The following is an 18,689-nucleotide window of genomic DNA, read 5'->3' as shown; positions in this document are numbered from 1 at the left end:
GAATGCTGTCTCCTGTTTCCATTCTCTCTTAAGGATCTCCAGTGAACTGTTCCGAGTGCAACTTCTATCAGGCTATTCGTTCAACGTCCTGCTTACCGCTTAGCCAGCGTTTCGGTGAGTGCCGACTTCACCCGCCTCGTGTCGTCGCTACATCGAATCCCCGTGAGCATAAAACGCTCGCGGCGTTTCCGATCGTCAGCGAACACGATTGGTGTGGCGAATTCGTTGCCTGGCCCGCACCGCTGGGCGAGCGTGCTACGAATCAAGCCAATGCGGCCTTCGACGCGGCGGCCCACGACGACGCGCCACGCGGCCCCTTGGCGGCCCGCACGGGCCAGTGCCAACCACTGCCCGAGCGATCGCCAGGCTGCAGCGATTAGGTACTTCCCGGCCCTTGAAACGCCCCTGAGGGCCCCGGGAACAGCGGGGAGATTAGACACAGTTAGTTTAGATTGTCCGAACAAAATTAAGGATGAAATTTATGGATTGGAGTGAAGCGTTTGAACGAGAACTCGACCGGATCGAGGCGGAACGGGAAGCGAACCCAACGGGGCTGAAAGCTCCCGATCCAAACCCACCAAAAACTTGGAGTGAAGCGATAGACCGATTGCTCATCGAACAGCAAACCATGGTCGAGCAGCATCAGGAGTTATTCGGCGAATAATCGTCGAGTCCGCACAAAGCTAGTTTACCACCCCCAACCATCCAATCAGCCAGCCATCGAACGACACAACGATCGACCTCTTTCCGTCTCAATTCTTAACTGGAAAGGAAATCGAATGTTGGTCCTTGAATCTCACACCAACGATTGTCCGCAATCAATCCCACCGCCAAAATCCGTCGCATGTGAACAGTGGCTTCAGGTGCCCGGCTACGAGGGACTCTACGACGTCTCGTCGCACGGGCGACTACGCCGAGCAAGCAAATCCAACATGGCTCCGGCTGGTTACATCTTGAAGCCCACGTTGGACCATGAAGGATACCCGCGGTACCAACTGTCCCGTCGAGGCCGCTACTGGACGGTGAAGGCTCACCGTCTCGTCGCCATTGCATTCCTTGGTGAACCACCGTTCGTCGGAGCTCACGTCGCTCATTACGACGGTAACAGAGACAACAGTCGTCTCTCCAATCTTCGATGGGCCACACCTCAAGAGAACGAGGCCGACAAGAAGCGACACGGGACAGTCAAAGCTGCCAACCCCGGTGAAAGGCATCACTTTGCCAAGCTCACCGAAGAGCTCGTCGGTCGGATGAGAAGCCACGTTGCTGGCGGTCAAGCCATCAAGTCCACCGCGCGGCAATTCGGCGTTGCGTATCTCACCGCCTACGACGCGATCGTCGGCAATACGTGGAATTGCGTTACGGATCCAGCCCCTGTCAAAAAATCGCGGAGTAACTGAAATGGAAGTCAAATTAGTTCCGATCTCGGATATCAAACCTTACGAAAACAACCCTCGTTTGAACGATGACGCGGTTGACGCAGTCGCACAAAGCATCAATGAATGGGGCTTCAGGCAACCCTTGGTAGTCGATACCGCCGGCGTCATCATCGTCGGCCATACACGATGGAAGGCGGCAAAGAAGCTGGGTCTATCGGAAGTTCCCGTTCATGTCGCGACGGACATGGAACCCGAGGCTGTGAAAGCCTACCGGATCGCCGATAATCGAACCGGCGAGAACGCCCACTGGGATTTTGATCTGCTGCCGATCGAAATCGGCTCGCTACAACAATCTGGCTTCGATTGCGAACTGTTGGGCTTCAACCCCGACGAGCTGGCAAAGCTATTAGATCCGGGCACGAAGGAGGGGCTGACCGATCCGGACGACGTTCCCGAGCCGCCAGACGAGGCGATCACCCAACCCGGCGACCTGTGGATCCTCGGCGATCACCGGTTGCTATGTGGAGATTCGACCAGCGTCGAAGACCTCGATCGGCTGCTCGGCGGCGCCAAGATCCATCTTTGCAATACCGATCCTCCGTACAACGTGAAAGTCGAACCACGCAGCAAAAATGCGATCGCTGCTGGGAACAGCTCCTTCGAGGCCGGCAAGGGCAAGACCAAAGATGGCCCGAAGAAGATGCGGGCCAAGGATCGGCCACTGGCCAACGACTTTGTCTCCGATGAGGAGTTCGACCGGTTGTTGAAAGCTTGGTTCGGAAACATCGCACGCGTCCTCGAACCCGGCCGGTGCTTTTATATTTGGGGAGGGTTCAGCAACATTGCAAACTATCCGCCTGTCTTGTCTGCATGCGGTCTGTATTTCTCGCAGGCCATCATTTGGGACAAGATGCATCCTGTCATGACGCGGAAAGATTTCATGGGCGCGCACGAGTGGGCGTTCTACGGTTGGCGACAAGGGGCGGGCCACAAGTACTTCGGGCCGAACAACGCCACTGACTTGTGGCATGTCAAGAAGATCCCACCGCAAAAGCTTGAACACCTCACTGGCAAGCCGGCCGAACTGGCCGTCATGGCAATGCAGTACTCATCGCGCAAAGGCGAGAACGTGCTCGACTTGTTCGGCGGCAGCGGTTCGACGTTGATCGGTGCCGAGCAGACCGGCCGCAAGGCGTTCTTGATGGAGCTTGATCCCCCGTACTGCGACGTGATCGTCGATCGCTATCAGCGTTTCACCGGCAAGCCCGCGGTTCTCGAACGGACCGGCGAGTCACCCATCCCGATTGGTGCTCGCGAGGAAAATATGCGGTGATCGATGTCACTAGATTTTTTCGTGCGCCCAACCGTCATCTGTCATCAGGTACAGATGCTCGGCGTTCAAGTACCGAGCCAGACGCGGCAAGTCCGATACGCCAGCCAGTTCTTCCGTCCGACGGCTGGTCGCGAAGTACTCGGGGATTTCCGGCCGCGGCGGCAGCGAACGGATCTCGCCGCCCTGGATCAGCTCGAGGGCTTCTTCGGGGTCGACGTAGCCGCTTCGCAAGATCGGCAGAACGTGATCGGGGTAGCCGTCGAAGTGCAGATAGGTCGCGAGGATCGAATCGTCTGGTAACCGCAGTGCGATTATGGCTCTTGTGGACATGGTTCAGTTTCCTTTGGGTTGAAAGTCGGGATCGGTCGCATCGAGCACATCGGCGACATCCGGTGGAATGGAAAGCATCAGAGACCGGCCGCTGTCCCAGTCAACATCCACTTGCGTCCAATCGCTGTGTGGATAGACGCCTGCGACTGTTCCAGTCGCGCCGGCGGGAATCGGGTCGGGGTCATCGGCCATCGAAACCAGGCGGACGCGGTCGCCCGCCTTGAGATTTGTTTGTTGGTTCATCAGTTGCGAACTCCGTTGGTTTCGTCCAGCAAGGCAGCGACCTCGGAGAGTTGAGCGTTGATGAGGTTGATCGCCCGGACGTGCGCCCAGCGCAGCGATTTGTTATCCGGCCGAACCATGCGGTCGAGTTGTAGTTCGATGTGTTGCAACAGGTCGCGGGCGATCTGGTGGCCGTTCTCGTAGGCCGGTGCCGGTTCGATCGGCCTTGCATGAAGCGTCTGCGTGTTGGGCATGTTGTTGTTGCGTTTGGGAGGGAAATTTGAGAACCGTGTCGGTGACACCCATGAGCCATCAACGGCCGCCAATTTCAAGCGAACACTGGCAGATATTCGCAAAGAATGTGGATGTTTTTGGGCATCGGAACATGACCGCGGCAAACGCCGCGTGTCGTACGTTTGCAGAACACCGCGTGTCTGGGCCAGCTATGAGAAAACGCCCGAACGTGGCCAACGTCGGGCGTGTGCGGCGAAGCGTCACCAAAGTAGAGACGGGCTTGCTGTTACAAACCGCGGGGAACCAAAACGTAAGAACCTGCTCCGGTGACTGGAAAGGACGCACCATCAGAAGTTCGCGCGAACAACGTATCCCCTTCTCGATAGACATACTCGACCGTTCCCGCAGCCACCGTCCGGTTCTCGATGGTTCGCAGGTCGTAAGTCACACCGGGTTCAGGGGTTGCGCGTTCACCTTCGCTCAAATCGGTAACCCCTCGCAGGTCATAAAAGTGCTTTTGCATCGCAAGCGTCCTTATTGTTTAGCTGCGAATCGTGAACCGGCCGCGTTCCGTCTTCACGAACCGGCTTTCGTCGCCGCGCTTCAAATCGCGAAGGATCGCCGAATACAAGGTCGCGTGCGGGGTCTTACCGCCAGGACTTTCCCAGAGGTTTTGTTCGATCATCGCGGTAATCATTTCCTGCGCGTTCATCGGTTCGCCGGAAGATTCCAAGACCTGCAAGGCCGCCTTGACGCACGACAGTTTTTTCTCGCCCGCGGCCGCGCCGCTCGCGTTTTCGGTCGCCGGCTTTGCGGTGCGTTTCGTAACACTAGGTTCAGCGACCGGCGTGGTTTGTCGCGCCGGCCCCTGCAGTCGACCTGCGGATTTGATCCGCACCTTTTTGTTGGTCGCGAGGTTCGTCGCGTCCCAACCGCCGGAAGAGTGCTCCGCGTCGATCCGTACGACCACCTTTCGGTTTGTGACCTTTGCGTAGTATTCGCCACCAATCTTTACATCTGCCTTTTGCATCTTCTTGACTCCCAACAAGTGTCCGAGGTTGGCTGCCATCGTCAGGCCGATCGAACCACCGATCGACGACGCGGTTCCGCTCCGCGTTTCGGCTTACAAAACCGCGCCCAGCAGGCTCTTGTTAAGCCGTTCGAGCATTTCGCAAAAGATGTAGTGCTCTTCCAAGAGCGGACCGTTCGGGCCGAGGTCGGCGTCGGCCTTCTCGAGGGCGTCGACCAACGGGCGAAGTTCGTCGGCGATCTTGTTGTACGACTGGCGAATCTCTTGGTAAGTTTCTGCGTCGAGCTTTTTCATCTCGGTTGCCAGGGCGGCGGCTTTGGTCTTTTGCGTTTCGTTCAGGGCCATGGTTTGGTCTCCGGTAAAGGGTTTTGTTCGTCGCCGTTCGTTCGGCGTTACACACAAATGAGCCATGGTTTGGAAAGAAGCTCACGCGAAGTGCAGCATCTTTTCGCAGTCTTTTTCCATGTTTTTCAAAAGCTGCGAAAAGTACCGACACACACGCGAATTCACACCCGCGTGTTTTCCAAAAACTTTTCGGCGAGTTCTTCGACTGCGTCGTTTAGGTGCGCGAGTTCGCCTAAGAATCGGTCGAAGGTTTGGTCTTCGGCCGCTTCCAAAAGCGGCATGTCTTGCACGGCGGCATGAAGTTCGGCGATCCGTTTTAGCGCCCGCGTGTGGGCGAAAAGGAGTTGGGCGCTGGTGGGGCGTGCGGTTGCGTTGGGCATGGTTGTGTCTCCGTTGGAATATGTTGTGCATTTGATCTCGGTCGTTCGTCTCGTATGCCGCGCGCCGTTGAACCGGCGCGCGGCGTTTGATGCAGCACTAGCGAAGCTTCCCCTCGAACTCGTTCGCGGCCTTCCAGATCGCGCGATACAAGTCTTCGACAGCGATCCGGTGCAAGCCTTCGGTTTCGGTGTCGCCGGCTTCGATGTCGGTCAGTTCGCTGACTTCCGAGGTGAGTTGCCGGAGGGTAAAGAGCGTTGCCTGAACGGTCGCTTCCAACGTTAGGGGTTGTGGCATCCGCGAGTGGTATTCGAAGTTCGTTTGCATGAGTGTGTCTCCGTTTGGGTGAATGAAAAACCGTCTTGCGATGACACACATGAGATTGCATGTAGGCCTCGGGCCGTGAGCTACTTTTCAGTAGTTCCACGACCCGTCACTCCAACGAGGACTACTGCAATGCCGAGACACAATGAGCCATCAAAACCCACTCCTCGCAAGCGCATCAAACTGGATTCCGGCGAAAAGGTTTTCGTTGGGGTCGACGTCCACCGGAAAACCTACGCCGTCACGGTCTGGAGCGAGTCTCGCGGACTGATCAAGCACTGGTCGCAACCAGCGAAACCGTGTGACTTAGTCACACATTTGGATCGCATCAAAGACCACGTTCAGCGCGTCGTTTACGAAGCCGGCCCGACGGGATTCGGACTCGTTCGGGCGCTTCGCGAAGCCGGTTACAAAGCCGACGTCATCGTGACCTCGCAGGTGCTCCGAACCAGCAACAACTCAACCAAGAGCGACCGACTTGATTGCGGCAAACTTGCCGAACATGCTTGCAAAGATTTACTTAAAAGTGTCTATGTCCCGAGCGAACAACAGGAGCAAGACCGTCAACTCGTCCGGTTACGCGAACACATGGCTCGCAAACAAAGACTCGCACGACAACAGATCAAAAGCTTCTTGCTCAACTATAACATCGAACAACCACCTGGATTGTCTAGCTGGAGTGAACAGGGCTTTGAAAACCTCAAAGCGTTGGACATGCCATCAACGCTTCGCTATTGTTTCGACATCTTGATCGAAGATGAGAAACATGCGCGCGGTCAGATCGTAAAGCTCAACGCTGAGATAAAGAAGTTGATACACGAGAAGCGGCATCGTAAAAAGATCGAATGTCTTCGTAGCGTTCCTGGTGTCGGTGTATTGACCGCGATCACGTTTGTCACAGAATTGATTGATTCCGAGCGGTTCGACGACGCTGGGGAAGTGTCTCGTTCGCTCGGGCTTGCGCCCTGCGTCTACCAAAGTGGCGACCGCAGGCGTGAGGGCTCAATGATGAAAGATGGTAACGAGCGAGTGCGTACTATCCTCGTCGAAGCTGCTTGGCGTTGGGTGGCGGTCGACGATCGCGGCCGGCAATGCTACGCGCGACTATTGAAGAACACCGGTGACGCAAAGAAGGCGATCGGCGGCGCGGCCCGGAAACTGGCGATCATCATGTGGCGACTGTCCACCAGGCTCGAAATCTATCGTCCACTCGAAGCGGAGGTTCCTGAAACCACGGCGGCGTAAGCATCTGTTTGACACATCATCACCGATTCAAGCGTTCGCACGAATCACGCGAACCTGAAAAGAAGGCAGGATCGAACCGAGGGCGAGGTGACCGCGCAATCGCATGGCGGAGCACGACAGCAAGCTGTCGAATGCTCGATCATAAGCTGGCGGCACCTCAACACGATTGGGATGTTCCTCACGTATTCAAACAGGTGCTTCGAGCACGGATAGCAGCGGGATCTTTTTGGGCAGCGAGCCGAGTGGCACGTGAATCCAGTGTGGTGGATTTTTTAAGGCATGAACTCCGGTGTCCAAAGGGCTTGGGGAGCACGCTGAAAGTACGTAAACGCATCAACACAACAGAAAGCCCTCGACCGAACAAGCCGATCGAGGGCTCTCACTTGGAAGCACCATTGGCGCACCATCGGCTCGGCTATCCCTTGCGAAGTTGCGTCCCCGCAGAGCTTCGCTCCGTTTCACCGAGCACAACTAGCTTAACAAAACCCAACAAAGCACGCGAGCAAACAACGATTCATCGGGGCAGACCGCGAACATGGCTGAGAGCATTGGACTCTGAACATGAGATGGCGACTGCCCCGAATTTTCAAACTTTACCCTTGACAACCGGGAGGCCTCATAGCAGCCATGCGTTCCAAACAAGCTCAAGCCAATTCCGGCAGCAATTTGCAATGTTTTTCAGGTTTTTCAGAACGCCCGAAGTGGCCCACAAATGCCCCGTGTCGCAACCGTCGAAAGGGTCGGCGAATCATGCCGAAACAACGAAACGCCGCGTCGTTGGGCCAACGACGCGGCGTGTGGCGGCGTCTTGAGCCTTCGCCGGTTACGAACCGTCGTCGTCCGGTTCGTTCGGTTCCATCAATTCTTCCAAGCGGTCGCAAAGGTGCCGAAGCGTACCGACGTCATCCCATCCGATCGCCGGGCCGTCGTCGCTGGGGGCCGGCATGTCCTCGATCCGTTGGTGCAAGTTTTCAAGAAGCGTCAAAGCCCGAATATGCGCCGCGGTGTAGTCGCGTTCGATCGAATCTCGATTGGTCATGTTTTGGATTCCATTGAGTTTGAAAGCAGAAAAGGCCGGCGGCGCTCGTCGCGACGCCGGCCGAATGGTTTGCCGTTAGCAATCGCGGCAGGTTTCCCAGGCCCGTTTGCTGCCGTAGCAGATCTGTCCGCCTTCGACGATGTAGACCATCGCGTCCTGGGCGACGTCTTGGTCGTCGGCGAATTCGTGCGGGTCGTCTTCCTCCGCTTCGTTCATTTCCGCGCCGCTGGTCACTCCGGCAATGCGGTTTTCAAAGGGCCAGCTCTGCTGCGTCATCAACCGCACCTCGCAGTCTTCGCCGTGTTCGTCGCGGTACTCTTCCAAAAGCGAAATCAATTGTCCGAGGGTCATGTTTGTCTCTCCGTTTGGGTGAATGAAAAACCGTTTTGTGATGACACACATGAGCCATGCGCTTCAATGAAGCTCAAGCCGCTCCAAGTCAGAATTCGCAGGTTTTTTCCATGTTTTTCGAGATGCCCGACGTGGCCCGCAAACGCCCCGTGTCGCGATCCAAAAGACGGACGGCCGTTACCTATGACCTACCGGAAAAGAACCACAAATCGCGAAACTCGCGGCGAGAAAACGAAAAAACGCCGCGGGGCCATCCGCGGCGTTTTCAAAGCGGCAAGCCGCCGGCGATCAAATCGCCGCGTCGTACTTGCGGGCCAAATCGAGAAGTTTCTTTTTGACCGGTCGGAAATCGCATCCGGTTTCGCCGTTGGTCAATTCACCGAACCGTTTGTTGCGAAGCTCGCCCTTGTACCAACCCTTCGTCCATCCGAGTCGGTAGAAGAGCCGGTTGAGTTCCGTTTCCCCGTGGCCGGCTTCTGGTCGGTCCCAGCAAGATTTGGTTCCGGGCTTCTTGGCATAGTCCCAACCCGCGCAGCGTTTGGTGTTGAGGGCGAGTTCGGCCAAGCCGAGGATCATTTGGATGTAGCCGATCAGTTTGGTTTTATTGAGCGTGCCGGCGAAGGCTCGAATCTCAAGGCAGTTTTTACCCCGGGCCAAATGTGTCAGGTTCAAAAGGTGGTAGCGGTCGCTTTCGCATCGCATCTTCGCCGCGTCCTTGTTGCCGTAGGTCTTGATTTGTTTTGCCCATCGATCTCGTTCGCGTCGTCGCGTGCCGGTTGCTGCGTAGATCGCCTTCTCGTGGTTGGCGATCAAGGAAATCAGCCGGGCCAATGCGGCCGCGTCGCCGTTCCAAGAAATGGTGATGTGCAGGCCGCAGGATTCGTTGATCCGCGCCCCGCGTTCCTTGATCGCGTCAACCGCGGTCTCTACGTTTCGCAGCCCTTCGTAGCCGCGAAGGATCGGCGATACGAACTCGCAGGGTTTGCGTCCCATTGGCGTGCGGATGCTGCCGTCGCGTTCGGCCTTCCATCCGGCCGGCAGCCAAGCGACCGGCAATCCGTTGTGGTAGCCGCCGATCGGTGTGCGGTCGTGGCCGGGCATGTGGGTTTCGATTTCGATACCGAAGGCGATGTCGTTTGCGTGCATGGTTGTGTCTCCGAAAGGCGTGTGAATGCGTTTGTTGAATCCACATGAAGCCATGCGTTTTGAGACACCTCAAGCAAAGTCTGGCAGTAATGTTTCAGTAATTTCCAACTTTCTTCGGACCCCCACACGCGGCCATGTTTGGCCCTGTTTCGCCGAGTGAAACATGCGGCCGACCATTCCAAACATGGAAAACAATGCGACAGTCGCCCGCGTGTGCGGCGTGTCGCGAACAACCCCACGCACCGGAGGCTTTCCGCCATGGAAGGCGAATCAAGAAGCGTCAACCCAAACCGTTTGACGGTCGAGCAACTATCCAAACTTTTGACGAGTTCGTATCGGCAAATCGTGCCGACCGAGCAGATCTCGCAAGACCTCGCCGACGGCGCACCGACCAACGCCGACGGCACGATCAACCTCGTTCACTACGCCGCTTGGCTATTGCAGGAGAAACATCGTGGCGATTGATATTCAACGGATGAAGCCGAGCCAGATCTGCCGGACCGTCAATAGCACGCCGCTCGGTACGGTGCTCAACGAACGGCAACTCTATCGCTACCGAACCGAAGCAGGCCTTCGCATCGGAGACGGCACCCACGTCGACCTATTGAAGTTCACCGCGTGGTTGATTGAGAAGCGACATGCACCAAAGCCGCCAGTCGATGAGGACCCGTACGCGAAGGTCAAAGAGAAAGCCCGCGCGCGAAACGCCGCCGTCGCGCTGGCCGGTCGAGACATCGGTGAGCTGCCGGAAGTCGAGGACATCGAACGAAAAGCCAGGGCGGCCGGTAGCTTCCAGTTCTTTTGCGAAGCCTACTTCGGTCTCACGTTCCATCTTTCGTGGTCGCCGGACCACATCAAGGTAATTCGTAAGATCGAAGAAGCTGTCGTGAGAGGAGGATTGTTCTCGCTCGCAATGGCGAGAGGATCTGGCAAAAGTTCCCTCGCCGAAGTCGCTTGCATTTGGGCGGTCTTGAATGGCTATCGCGACTTCGTTTGTCTGATCGGTAGCGACGAAGGCCACGCCTGCGACATGCTCGACTCGATCAAAACCGAACTCGACGCCAACGAACTATTGCTGGCCGACTATCCCGAAGTCTGCTTTCCGATCCAAGCGTTGGACGGTATTTCCAACCGCGCCAACGGGCAACTCTATAAAGGCAAGCGAACGCAAATCGGTTGGACTGCAAAAGAGATCGTCTTACCCACGATTGCCGGTAGCAAAGCAAGCGGCGCGATCATCACGGTCGCTGGCCTGACTGGACGCATCCGCGGGATGAAATTCAAACGCCCCGACGGAAAAACGGTTCGGCCATCGCTCGTCGTTTTGGACGACCCGCAAACCGATGAATCCGCTCGCTCGCTTTCGCAGTGCGCCAACCGCGAAGCAATCCTCGCCGGCGCGGTCCTCGGACTCGCCGGCCCAGGCAAGAAGATCTCGGGCATCATGCCTTGCACCGTCATTCGCCCAGGCGACATGGCCGACAACATCCTCAACCGCGACCTGCATCCCGAATGGAACGGCGAGCGCACTCGCATGATGAATGCGTTCCCGACCAACGAACCGCTATGGCATCGCTACGCCGAAATCCGCAGCGAGGGCTTGCGGGCCGGCGATGGCGGAGCGGCCGGCACTGAGTTCTATCGCCAGAACCGAGCCGCAATGGACGACGGCGCGGATGTATCGTGGAAAGAGCGATTCAACCACGACGAACTATCGGCGATCCAGCACGCGATGAATTTGAAGCTTCAAGACGAAGCCGCGTTCTTCGCCGAGTACCAGAACGAACCGCTGCCGGAAGAGACCGTCGGTGCGGATCAACTAACCGCTGACCAAGTCGCCGCCAAGATCAATCACATGCCGCGAGCCGGCGTCCCGATCGCCGGCAATCATCTCACCGCGTTCATCGACGTCCAAGGCAAACTTCTGTTCTACGTCGTCGCCGCTTGGGAAGACGATTTCACAGGCTACGTCGTCGACTACGGATCGTACCCCGACCAGCAGCGAACCTACTTCACCCTTCGCGACGCCCGACACACGCTGGCCACCGCCAGCGAAGGAACTGGACTCGAAGGCAGTATCTACGCTGGCCTAGAATCCTTGACTGACCAACTGCTCGGCCGCGAGTGGCAGCGCGACGACGGAGCGGCCATGAAAATCGGTCGCTGCTTGATCGATGCCAACTGGGGCCACTCGACCGACGTCGTTTACCAATTCTGCCGACAAAGCCCCCACGCCTCGATCTTGCTACCCTCGCACGGCCGCTTCGTCGGAGCGTCCTCAAACCCTTTCAGCGAATACAAACGCCGGCCGGGCGATCGAGTCGGGCTCAACTGGCGAGTTCCCACGATCCACGGCAAGCGAGCGATCCGCCACGTCATCTACGACACCAACTGGTGGAAATCCTTCACGCACGCGCGACTGGCCGTCGCAATGGGCGATCGAGGATGCCTCTCCATCTTCGGCGATCGCCCCGACCAACACCGCATGTTCGCCGAGCAAGTAACCGCCGAATACTTCGTCCGCACCGAAGGCCGAGGCCGAACCGTCGACGAATGGAAAGCTCGCCCCGAACAGCCCGACAACCACTGGCTCGATTGCCTGGTCGGATGTGCCGTAGCTGCGTCAATGCAGGGGGCCCTGCTATTCGGAACCGACCGACTATCTGCACCAAAGCGTGAGCGAGTCAGCTTCAAAGAACTCCAACGCAAAAGGCGAACCTAATTCTACCCCCGGAAGCTTGCTCCGTTCCTGTCCCCGAAGTTTCCGAAGTTTCCGAAGTCGGCCGCCGGAGCATCGAACAGAATCGGCCGAAAACTGCTTCGGAGTGCAGAGCCGAACGCATTTTCTGGATGATTTTCACGCTAGCGGTTGGTCCAACCGAACGCTATTTCACCTGCAAGCATCTCGCGTCGGTCGGGCAAACCTCTGCGTTCCAGCGTTGGGCATTGCTGCAAACGCACCCGATGCGCGTTGTCGCTTAGTCTTGGGTAGAACGCTCGAAAAGTTCGCGGGCCTGAGTGACGCCGGGGCGTCTTGAACGATAGGGACGCCTATTTGCCAGGGGCGATCGGGGAGCTGAGCGCCTCCAGCGCCTCGTCGAGCGTGAAGCTAGCCGGCTTCTGGCGAGGCGGAAATTTTTTGAAGGTCTCCAAAACCTTTGCAACCTGTTCCTGAATGGGGACAAGTACGTACGCGCGACGATACCACCAGTCGTTGTAGTTCATGCCCTCCTGCGCACGCTCGCCCGGATCAATCTTGAGATCAAAGAAGATAGGTGCCCTGAGAGTGGTGAAAGGGTTACGCCAGACATCAATTCCCGTCGCTTCCTGGATCATGAAGTGAGCCTTAATCCGCTTTCCTCGGACCGCGAGCAGGTCGCCGTCGTCACTGAAATAGAAAAACCCTGGACGTGCGCTTCCTTCGCTCTTGCCAGAGAGATAGTCGGTCTGATTGAATCCATCCAGATGCACCTTGTAAGTCTTGTCACCTGCTTGGTGTCCCTCAAGAAGTCTCTCCTTGATGTCCGGCTTTCCGGCGGCGGCGAGCAGGGTCGGCAGCCAGTCTTCCCCTGCAACCAGGTCATCGTATTTGCTGCCCGGCTTGACGGTACCGGGCCAGCGGATCAAGGCGGGCACGCGCCAGCCGCCGTCCCAGTTGGTGTTCTTCTCACCACGGAACGGTGTTGAGCCCGCATCAGGGAAGAGACAGACCATCGGGCCGTTGTCGGTCGTGTAAACCACGATGGTATTCTCTGCGATACCGAGTTCGTCGATATAGTCGAGCAATTTGCCGATGACGGCATCGTGTTCAACCATCCCGTCGGCGTAAAAGCCCAGTCCGGTCTTGCCCAGGTTTTCCTCCTTCACGTGGGTAAAGTTGTGCATCCGAGTGGTGTTAAACCAACAGAAGAACGGTTGATCCGACTTGGTCGCGCGGTCGAGGAAGTCCTTGGCCACGCCGAGCACCTCTTCATCAATGGATTCCATCCGGTTTTTGGTCAATGGTCCAGTGTCCTCGACCTTCCCGTCGGCAAAGCTGTGGATCACACCCCGCGGACCATATTTCTTCTTGAACTCAGGGGCTTTCGGGTAGTCTTCGTTCTCGGGTTCTTCCTCTGCATTGAGGTGGTAGAGGTTACCGTAGAACTCGTCGAACCCATGATTGGTCGGCAGGAACTCGTCCTTGTCGCCAAGGTGATTCTTGCCGAATTGGCCGGTCCTATAGCCAAGTGGTTTGAGTAGTTCGGCAATCGTCGGGTCTTCGGGCTGCAAGCCCAAGTCAGCGCCCGGAAGCCCAACCTTGGAGAGGCCCGTTCGGAAGGGCATCTGCCCAGTAATGAACGCCGAGCGACCGGCGGTGCAGCTCTGTTGGGCGTAATAAGCCGTGAGCTGGCCGCCCTCTTTGGCAAGCCGGTCGATGTTCGGGGTGCTATAACCCATCAGGCCCTGGTTGTAGGCACTGATGTTCCAATATCCGACATCGTCTCCCATGATGAAAAGGATGTTCGGCTTCTCTTGCGCGTAGCCGTTCGTTGAACTAAGCAGCAGAAGAATGACGAAAAGGAGTCGCTGAAAGTGCATCATGTTGGTTCCTGAAACTCATGAGAAAGAAGTTTGCATTGAGCGGTCAGTAGGGGGCAGCGTGTTTACTTCAGTACCACACGAACGCTCCGGATCTTCCCGGTAAAATGGAAGGGACGTCGCGGGAAATAATCGCGAGAAACGGTGGACCCCAGATCAACACCCACATCAAAGCTCTCGCTCGCTGTAAAGGCTGCTGGCGCAGTCATCGTCGCAGTGGTGCGGGCGAATTCATCACCGTCCACGGAAAGCACAATATCTGCGGGAGATCCCGGACGGGGAAACTCCAATGAGGTGTCGACGACGATTGTGTGTTTTCCGGCGGCAAGTTTTTTCTCCGATCTGGCGATAAACCGCTGAACAATCATCAGGTTGTATTCAAACACGAGATAACCGTCATCCATGTAGCAAGTCAGCCCGCCACCCGCGCCGCCCAGAGCATACAGCACGCCGTTGGCATCGTCGCCACATTCCATCTCGATCGTGACCGTATTGCTCTTCTTTCCGAGGCCCGGCGCGGTGAACTCCGGCATGCGTGTCGTGGTCTCGTCGAACACCCAGCTACGGTAAGGCGAAGTGATGACGTCTTCGGGGTGGAGTCGCAGCCAGATACCAGCCCCGATCGGGAAGACCTGATTTTCCGCTGCTTTCTCCAGAAACAGTTCCTTCAACTCTTCCAGTTTCTCAGGGTATGATTCCGCCAGGTCATTCGACTGAGAAAAGTCTTCGTTGAGGTTGTAGAGTTCCCATTGGTCCTCTGCGGAATCCCAGTTCGCCAGCCCTTCTTGCGCATTGACCCACGGGATCAGCGGTCCAAACGTACAAGCGTACCAACCGTCTTTGTAGATACCTCGACTACCGTTGTTATCAAAGTACTGCACCGACTTATTTTCTGGTGCATCGGCGTTATCAAACGAATCAACCATGCTGACACCGTCGATGGGATCTTGCGGGAATCCGTTGACCACGTCCGGCGGTGTGATGTCCAACAGGTCATAGATCGTCGGAGCGATATCGTTGACGTGGTAGAACTGGGATCGTGGCCGCTTGTCCGGTTCGATTTTGTTGGGCCAAGAAATTACGAGCGGATTGCGAGTTCCACCGAAATGCGATGCGACGAGTTTCGTGTAGCGAAAAGGGGTCGATCCGGCCCACGCCCAGGAAGCGTGATACATGTTGTCGGTGAGCGGACCGCCGAGAGCATCGAGACCTCCAAGTCCCTCCAACGCGTCGAGTTGTTGCTCGATCGTATTCGGGATTTGATTCTGTGCCAACAGCTCACTGATTGAGCCTTTCTGACCCTCGGCCGACGAACCGTTGTCGCCCCAGATATAGAGGATCACGGTGTTGTCGCGTTGACCTGTTTCTTCCAGGTAGTTGACCAATTTGCCAACTTGCGCATCCGTATGCTCAACAAAGCCGGCGAACAGCTCCATGAGCCGCAATTGAAACTCACGTTGGGAATCCGGGATATCCTCCCAAGCTGCCATCGTTTCGTCGCGCTGGGTCAGTTTGGTGTCCGCAGGAATCCAACCGAGTTCTTTTTGTCGAGCGAAGATCTCTTCCCGCAACTTGTCCCATCCTTGATCGAATTTACCGCGGTACTTGTCTGCCCACTGCGGAAACACATGGTGAGGACCATGAGCCGCCCCCGGTGCCCAGTACATCAGGAACGGCTTGTCGGGTGAAAACGATCGGTGCTGTTTGAGCCATGTGATCGCCTTCTCGGCCATGTCTTCAGTGAGGTGATAAGTCTCGTCATGCGGAGGCTCGATGGCCGTGGTGTTCTGGACCAGTCGCGGTTCCCACTGGGACGTTTCACCTGCAAGAAAGCCGTAGAAGTGATCGAATCCGTATCCGGTTGGCCAATAATCAAATGGCCCCATGGCCGTCGTTTGATTCGCTGGCGTGTTATGCCATTTGCCAAACGCCGAAGTTTTGTAACCGTAATGGCGTAGCACTTCCGCGATGGTGGCGGACGTCTTGGGGATCACGCCCGTGTAGCCGTCCCAATCGACGGCACGTTCGGCGATCGTACCGCTGCCAACTCGTTGGTGGTTGCGCCCCGTCAACAGCGCCGCGCGGGTCGGCGAACAAATCGCCGTGGTGTGAAAGCGGTTGTAGCAAATGCCTTCCTTCGCCAAGCGACTGAGCGTTGGCGTATGCGCAAAACCGCCGAACGTTTCCGGCACGCCGAACCCGACGTCGTCAATAAGAACGATCAGAATGTTTGGTGCGTCTTCTGGCAATCGGTTTGGCTCCACCCTGCGTCTGTGCGTCGAGTCCTGCAGGCGTGGCTGGGCAACGCTTGCAGAAGGAGTCCGCGGAAAAGGCAAGACGGATCCGTTATCGGATTGGCCAAAGCAAGAATCGGCAACTACCCCAAACGAAGCAGCACAAATAGTGAAGAGACAAAGAATTCGATTCATGAAGACGACATTCGATAAAGGGCGCAGCACACTAGAGATTCGGTGCAAACGTGGCCATACTGTGTCCGAAGATGGCGTTGTTGAGCACCCAAGTTTATCACCACAAACGGTTTAGGCAAATGATACGGCACTTTATCTTTCTATTCTTCTTGCTATGGAACACCACAGGCTTGCTGGCTCAGGAAGCCCAAGAGACGCCTAAGTTTGATCGCTCGGTCAAGCTAGCCGAGGATTTCGAGGCCGTCATTCCTCGCCCAGAACAGGACCACGTCGTCGCCGAGAAACTTGCGGCGTTGCGAAACAAGACCGGCCGGAAACCAAACATCCTCTGGCTTGTGGTCGACGACATGGGCTACGGCGATCCCGGTTGCTACGGAGGCGGAGCGTTGGTCGGCGCAGCGACACCGAACATTGACCAACTCGCTGCCGAGGGTTTGAAACTCACCTCCTGCTATTCCCAGCAAACCTGTACACCAACCCGCTCGGCGATCCTGACCGGTCGCTTGCCGGTGCGAACTGGGCTGATCCGTCCGATTCTTGCCGGCGACACGATCACCGCTAACCCCTGGGCCGACGAAGTCAGCCTGGCTCATCTACTCAGCGAAGCCGGCTACTTCACACTGTTGACCGGCAAGTGGCATGTCGGAGAATCCGAGGGGATGCGTCCGCACGACATCGGATTCGATGAATACTACGGCTACTATCCGGCCCAGAAAGAAATTTCCCAACGCGTCGACGTTCGCCGCTTCCCCGGTTTGGTTCTCAATCCCGAGCGTCTCGCCGCCTTCGAGGCAGTCGGCCCGGCGGACCGTCTCACCCACGCATTCAAAGATGGCGAGACAAACGAGCTTCAGCAAATCAAGTCGGTCGACGACATGGCAAAGGCTGATCAAGTGCTAGCCGACTTTACGATTAAGCGGATCAAAGAACTTGCGACTGGGGATAATCCATTCTTCATCGAGCACTGCTTTATGAAGGTCCACTGTGACAACTTCGCTCATCCAGACTACGCCGGAAACAGCGAAGCGAAATATCCCTACAAGGATGGAATTCATGAAGTCGATGTCCACGTGGGATCAATCCTCGCGGCCCTCGACGATGCTGGCGTCCTGGAGAACACGTTGGTTTTCTTCACCTCCGACAATGGTCCACAAATGGACGGTTGGCCTGACGCCGGATTCACGCCGTTTCGCGGTGCCAAAGGCACGACCTGGGAAGGCGGGGTTCGCGTTCCGGGAATCGCCTATTGGAAGGGCATGATCGCTCCGGGCCGAACGAGTGATGGGTTGTTTGACTTGATGGACCTGTTCGGCGTCGCCCTCAACCTCGCCGGCGTATCCGATGACGAATTACCGGCCGACAAGTACTACGACTTTATTGACCAGACCTCGTTCTTGCTTGCCGACGAAGGCCAATCAAAGCGTGAAGCCGTTTATTTCTGGTGGGGAAAGGAACTGATGGCATGTCGCATGAAGGAGTACAAAGCTCACATGAAGGTCGTGCTTGCCGAAGCCCCTCACATGCACATTGACCTCGCCACGGTCCGCGACGTTGGCCTCGCACCCTGGTTCTTCAACCTCTATCTGGATCCCAAAGAGGAAATGACCGTCGGCCATCGCCGCGACCCATGGATGGCGACCGTTGTCAGCAAGCTGAAAGCGCACGGTGCCACCTTCAAGAAGTACCCGCCAAAAAACGTCGGACTTTAGCATCATTCGGAGTTAGCTAATCGCATCATTTTCCTCGACCAGACGTGCGTGATGACCAAGCGTTGCGAGAGCGTGCCGAAGTACTACTCGCCGCCCACAAAAGAGATCCGAGTTCTTGAAGTCATCCCCCGAGGCTTGGGATTGAGGCGATTCTTGACTGCGTCCACCAAGTCAGTTGGCGAGATTTCAGAAATGCCAGTATCCATTAGCAATGAGAATTTGGAGATGGACTGAACACTATCAGAATCGCGGCTCGCAACCATCTCGCAAATCGCGGAAGTGTGTCACCTGAAATGACACCGCATCCAGTTCGCCGTCGCTGAAGCTTGCTGAGGCGGCATCGCCCAAGGCGGCGAGCTCGCGGTTGAAATCGCTTCGTTGCCTCAAGAACCCAGGCACCGACGCGGCGAAATGGCCCTCACTCAAAGTGCTCCGGCTGCATCGACCGACGCGTCTTGCAGCAAGCGAGCACTAACCGAAGTTGGACAAACCGATGTCACGAACCAATTCGCTAAATTGCGTTCGGTGTCTCAGTCCGATGCGAGATGCAGCCGCTCGTAAGCTGCACCGATGGCCGACACCGGGGTATCGCAATCTAACAAATTTCGACACTC

Annotated in this window: 21 protein-coding genes and 1 other RNA gene; 8 read left to right on the top strand and 14 right to left on the bottom strand. The window is 56.7% G+C overall.

All coding sequences use genetic code 11. From position 1 onward, the window contains the following. Nucleotides 1–41 precede the first annotated feature (41 nt). The 4 genes from SH139x_RS14040 (at nucleotide 42) to SH139x_RS14025 (ending at nucleotide 2,712) form a co-directional block, all read left to right on the top strand. The gene (locus tag SH139x_RS14040; protein WP_488355820.1) at nucleotides 42–380 is read left to right on the top strand and encodes a hypothetical protein; all 339 of its coding nucleotides are present in this window, start codon (nucleotides 42–44) and stop codon (nucleotides 378–380) included. Between the two features lie 101 nt (nucleotides 381–481). Next, nucleotides 482–664, top strand: coding sequence for a hypothetical protein (locus SH139x_RS14035; protein ID WP_488355819.1), 183 nt, complete (start codon nucleotides 482–484; stop codon nucleotides 662–664). Between the two features lie 115 nt (nucleotides 665–779). Continuing rightward, nucleotides 780–1,400: an NUMOD4 motif-containing HNH endonuclease gene (locus SH139x_RS14030; RefSeq protein WP_488355818.1), complete on the top strand. Its 621-nt coding sequence runs from the start codon at nucleotides 780–782 to the stop codon at nucleotides 1,398–1,400. 1 nt (nucleotide 1,401) lies between these two features. Then, a complete protein-coding gene (locus SH139x_RS14025) occupies nucleotides 1,402–2,712 on the top strand; it encodes a DNA modification methylase (RefSeq protein WP_488355817.1) in 1,311 nt (436 codons plus the stop codon). A gap of 9 nt (nucleotides 2,713–2,721) precedes the next feature. On the opposite strand, the gene SH139x_RS14020 is transcribed toward SH139x_RS14025, so the two are convergent. The 9 genes from SH139x_RS14020 to SH139x_RS13980 all read right to left on the bottom strand — a co-directional run bounded on the left by SH139x_RS14020 (nucleotide 2,722) and on the right by SH139x_RS13980 (nucleotide 5,578). Further along, entirely contained in the window at nucleotides 2,722–3,042 is a 321-nt protein-coding gene (locus SH139x_RS14020) for a hypothetical protein (RefSeq protein WP_488355816.1), read from the bottom strand. Nucleotides 3,043–3,045: 3 nt separating this feature from the next. Further along, a complete protein-coding gene (locus tag SH139x_RS14015; RefSeq protein ID WP_488355815.1) occupies nucleotides 3,046–3,285 on the bottom strand; it encodes a DUF4314 domain-containing protein in 240 nt (79 codons plus the stop codon). Continuing rightward, the gene (locus tag SH139x_RS14010) at nucleotides 3,285–3,518 is read right to left on the bottom strand and encodes a hypothetical protein (protein ID WP_488355814.1); all 234 of its coding nucleotides are present in this window, start codon (nucleotides 3,516–3,518) and stop codon (nucleotides 3,285–3,287) included. Before SH139x_RS14010 ends, SH139x_RS14015 begins: the two co-directional genes overlap by 1 nt. Nucleotides 3,519–3,784: 266 nt before the next feature. Continuing rightward, a complete protein-coding gene (locus SH139x_RS14005; RefSeq protein ID WP_488355813.1) occupies nucleotides 3,785–4,021 on the bottom strand; it encodes a hypothetical protein in 237 nt (78 codons plus the stop codon). Between the two features lie 18 nt (nucleotides 4,022–4,039). Next, the gene (locus tag SH139x_RS14000; protein WP_488355812.1) at nucleotides 4,040–4,468 is read right to left on the bottom strand and encodes a winged helix-turn-helix domain-containing protein; all 429 of its coding nucleotides are present in this window, start codon (nucleotides 4,466–4,468) and stop codon (nucleotides 4,040–4,042) included. An 86-nt stretch (nucleotides 4,469–4,554) separates the two neighbouring features. After that, nucleotides 4,555–4,622: hammerhead ribozyme type II (locus SH139x_RS13995), an RNA gene on the bottom strand. Further along, entirely contained in the window at nucleotides 4,622–4,873 is a 252-nt protein-coding gene (locus SH139x_RS13990) for a hypothetical protein (RefSeq protein WP_488355811.1), read from the bottom strand. Before SH139x_RS13990 ends, SH139x_RS13995 begins: the two co-directional genes overlap by 1 nt. A 161-nt stretch (nucleotides 4,874–5,034) precedes the next feature. Further along, nucleotides 5,035–5,253, bottom strand: a complete 219-nt coding sequence (locus SH139x_RS13985; RefSeq protein ID WP_488355810.1) for a hypothetical protein — start codon at nucleotides 5,251–5,253, stop codon at nucleotides 5,035–5,037. Nucleotides 5,254–5,350: 97 nt separating this feature from the next. Beyond that, nucleotides 5,351–5,578 (bottom strand): hypothetical protein, encoded by a 228-nt coding sequence (locus tag SH139x_RS13980; RefSeq protein WP_488355809.1) that lies wholly within the window; start codon nucleotides 5,576–5,578, stop codon nucleotides 5,351–5,353. 129 nt (nucleotides 5,579–5,707) lie between these two features. Between SH139x_RS13980 and SH139x_RS13975 the strand changes: the two genes are divergently transcribed. Then, nucleotides 5,708–6,820 carry an IS110 family RNA-guided transposase gene (locus tag SH139x_RS13975; protein WP_488355808.1) on the top strand — a complete coding sequence of 371 codons (1,113 nt, stop codon included), beginning with the start codon at nucleotides 5,708–5,710 and terminating at the stop codon, nucleotides 6,818–6,820. An 823-nt stretch (nucleotides 6,821–7,643) separates the two neighbouring features. On the opposite strand, the gene SH139x_RS13970 is transcribed toward SH139x_RS13975, so the two are convergent. The 3 genes from SH139x_RS13970 to SH139x_RS13960 all read right to left on the bottom strand — a co-directional run bounded on the left by SH139x_RS13970 (nucleotide 7,644) and on the right by SH139x_RS13960 (nucleotide 9,356). Beyond that, on the bottom strand, nucleotides 7,644–7,859 hold the full coding sequence (locus SH139x_RS13970) for a hypothetical protein (RefSeq protein WP_488355807.1): 216 nt from the start codon (nucleotides 7,857–7,859) through the stop codon (nucleotides 7,644–7,646). A gap of 75 nt (nucleotides 7,860–7,934) precedes the next feature. Beyond that, nucleotides 7,935–8,210, bottom strand: a complete 276-nt coding sequence (locus tag SH139x_RS13965) for a hypothetical protein (RefSeq protein WP_488355806.1) — start codon at nucleotides 8,208–8,210, stop codon at nucleotides 7,935–7,937. Between the two features lie 288 nt (nucleotides 8,211–8,498). After that, nucleotides 8,499–9,356 (bottom strand): amidoligase family protein, encoded by an 858-nt coding sequence (locus tag SH139x_RS13960; protein WP_488355805.1) that lies wholly within the window; start codon nucleotides 9,354–9,356, stop codon nucleotides 8,499–8,501. Nucleotides 9,357–9,614: 258 nt separating this feature from the next. Between SH139x_RS13960 and SH139x_RS13955 the strand changes: the two genes are divergently transcribed. Together SH139x_RS13955 and SH139x_RS13950 are read left to right on the top strand one after the other, a co-directional pair. Beyond that, nucleotides 9,615–9,821: a hypothetical protein gene (locus SH139x_RS13955; RefSeq protein ID WP_488355804.1), complete on the top strand. Its 207-nt coding sequence runs from the start codon at nucleotides 9,615–9,617 to the stop codon at nucleotides 9,819–9,821. Beyond that, nucleotides 9,811–12,078 carry a terminase gpA endonuclease subunit gene (locus SH139x_RS13950; RefSeq protein WP_488355803.1) on the top strand — a complete coding sequence of 756 codons (2,268 nt, stop codon included), beginning with the start codon at nucleotides 9,811–9,813 and terminating at the stop codon, nucleotides 12,076–12,078. The genes SH139x_RS13955 and SH139x_RS13950 overlap by 11 nt, the downstream gene beginning before the upstream one ends. Nucleotides 12,079–12,407: 329 nt before the next feature. Here SH139x_RS13950 and SH139x_RS13945 read toward each other — a convergent pair whose 3' ends face one another. Together SH139x_RS13945 and SH139x_RS13940 are read right to left on the bottom strand one after the other, a co-directional pair. Next, nucleotides 12,408–13,937: an arylsulfatase gene (locus SH139x_RS13945; protein WP_488356019.1), complete on the bottom strand. Its 1,530-nt coding sequence runs from the start codon at nucleotides 13,935–13,937 to the stop codon at nucleotides 12,408–12,410. 65 nt (nucleotides 13,938–14,002) lie between these two features. After that, nucleotides 14,003–16,366 (bottom strand): arylsulfatase, encoded by a 2,364-nt coding sequence (locus tag SH139x_RS13940; RefSeq protein ID WP_488355802.1) that lies wholly within the window; start codon nucleotides 16,364–16,366, stop codon nucleotides 14,003–14,005. A gap of 119 nt (nucleotides 16,367–16,485) precedes the next feature. Between SH139x_RS13940 and SH139x_RS13935 the strand changes: the two genes are divergently transcribed. Further along, complete coding sequence (locus SH139x_RS13935; RefSeq protein WP_488355801.1) at nucleotides 16,486–18,075, top strand: arylsulfatase; 1,590 nt, start codon at nucleotides 16,486–16,488, stop codon at nucleotides 18,073–18,075. Nucleotides 18,076–18,689 lie beyond the last annotated feature (614 nt).

It is taken from the genome of Kothea flammea (assembly GCF_052161645.1).
Taxonomy (GTDB): Bacteria; Planctomycetota; Planctomycetia; order Pirellulales; family Pirellulaceae; genus Laterigemmans.
This window is presented reverse-complemented; position numbering and strand designations above follow the sequence as displayed.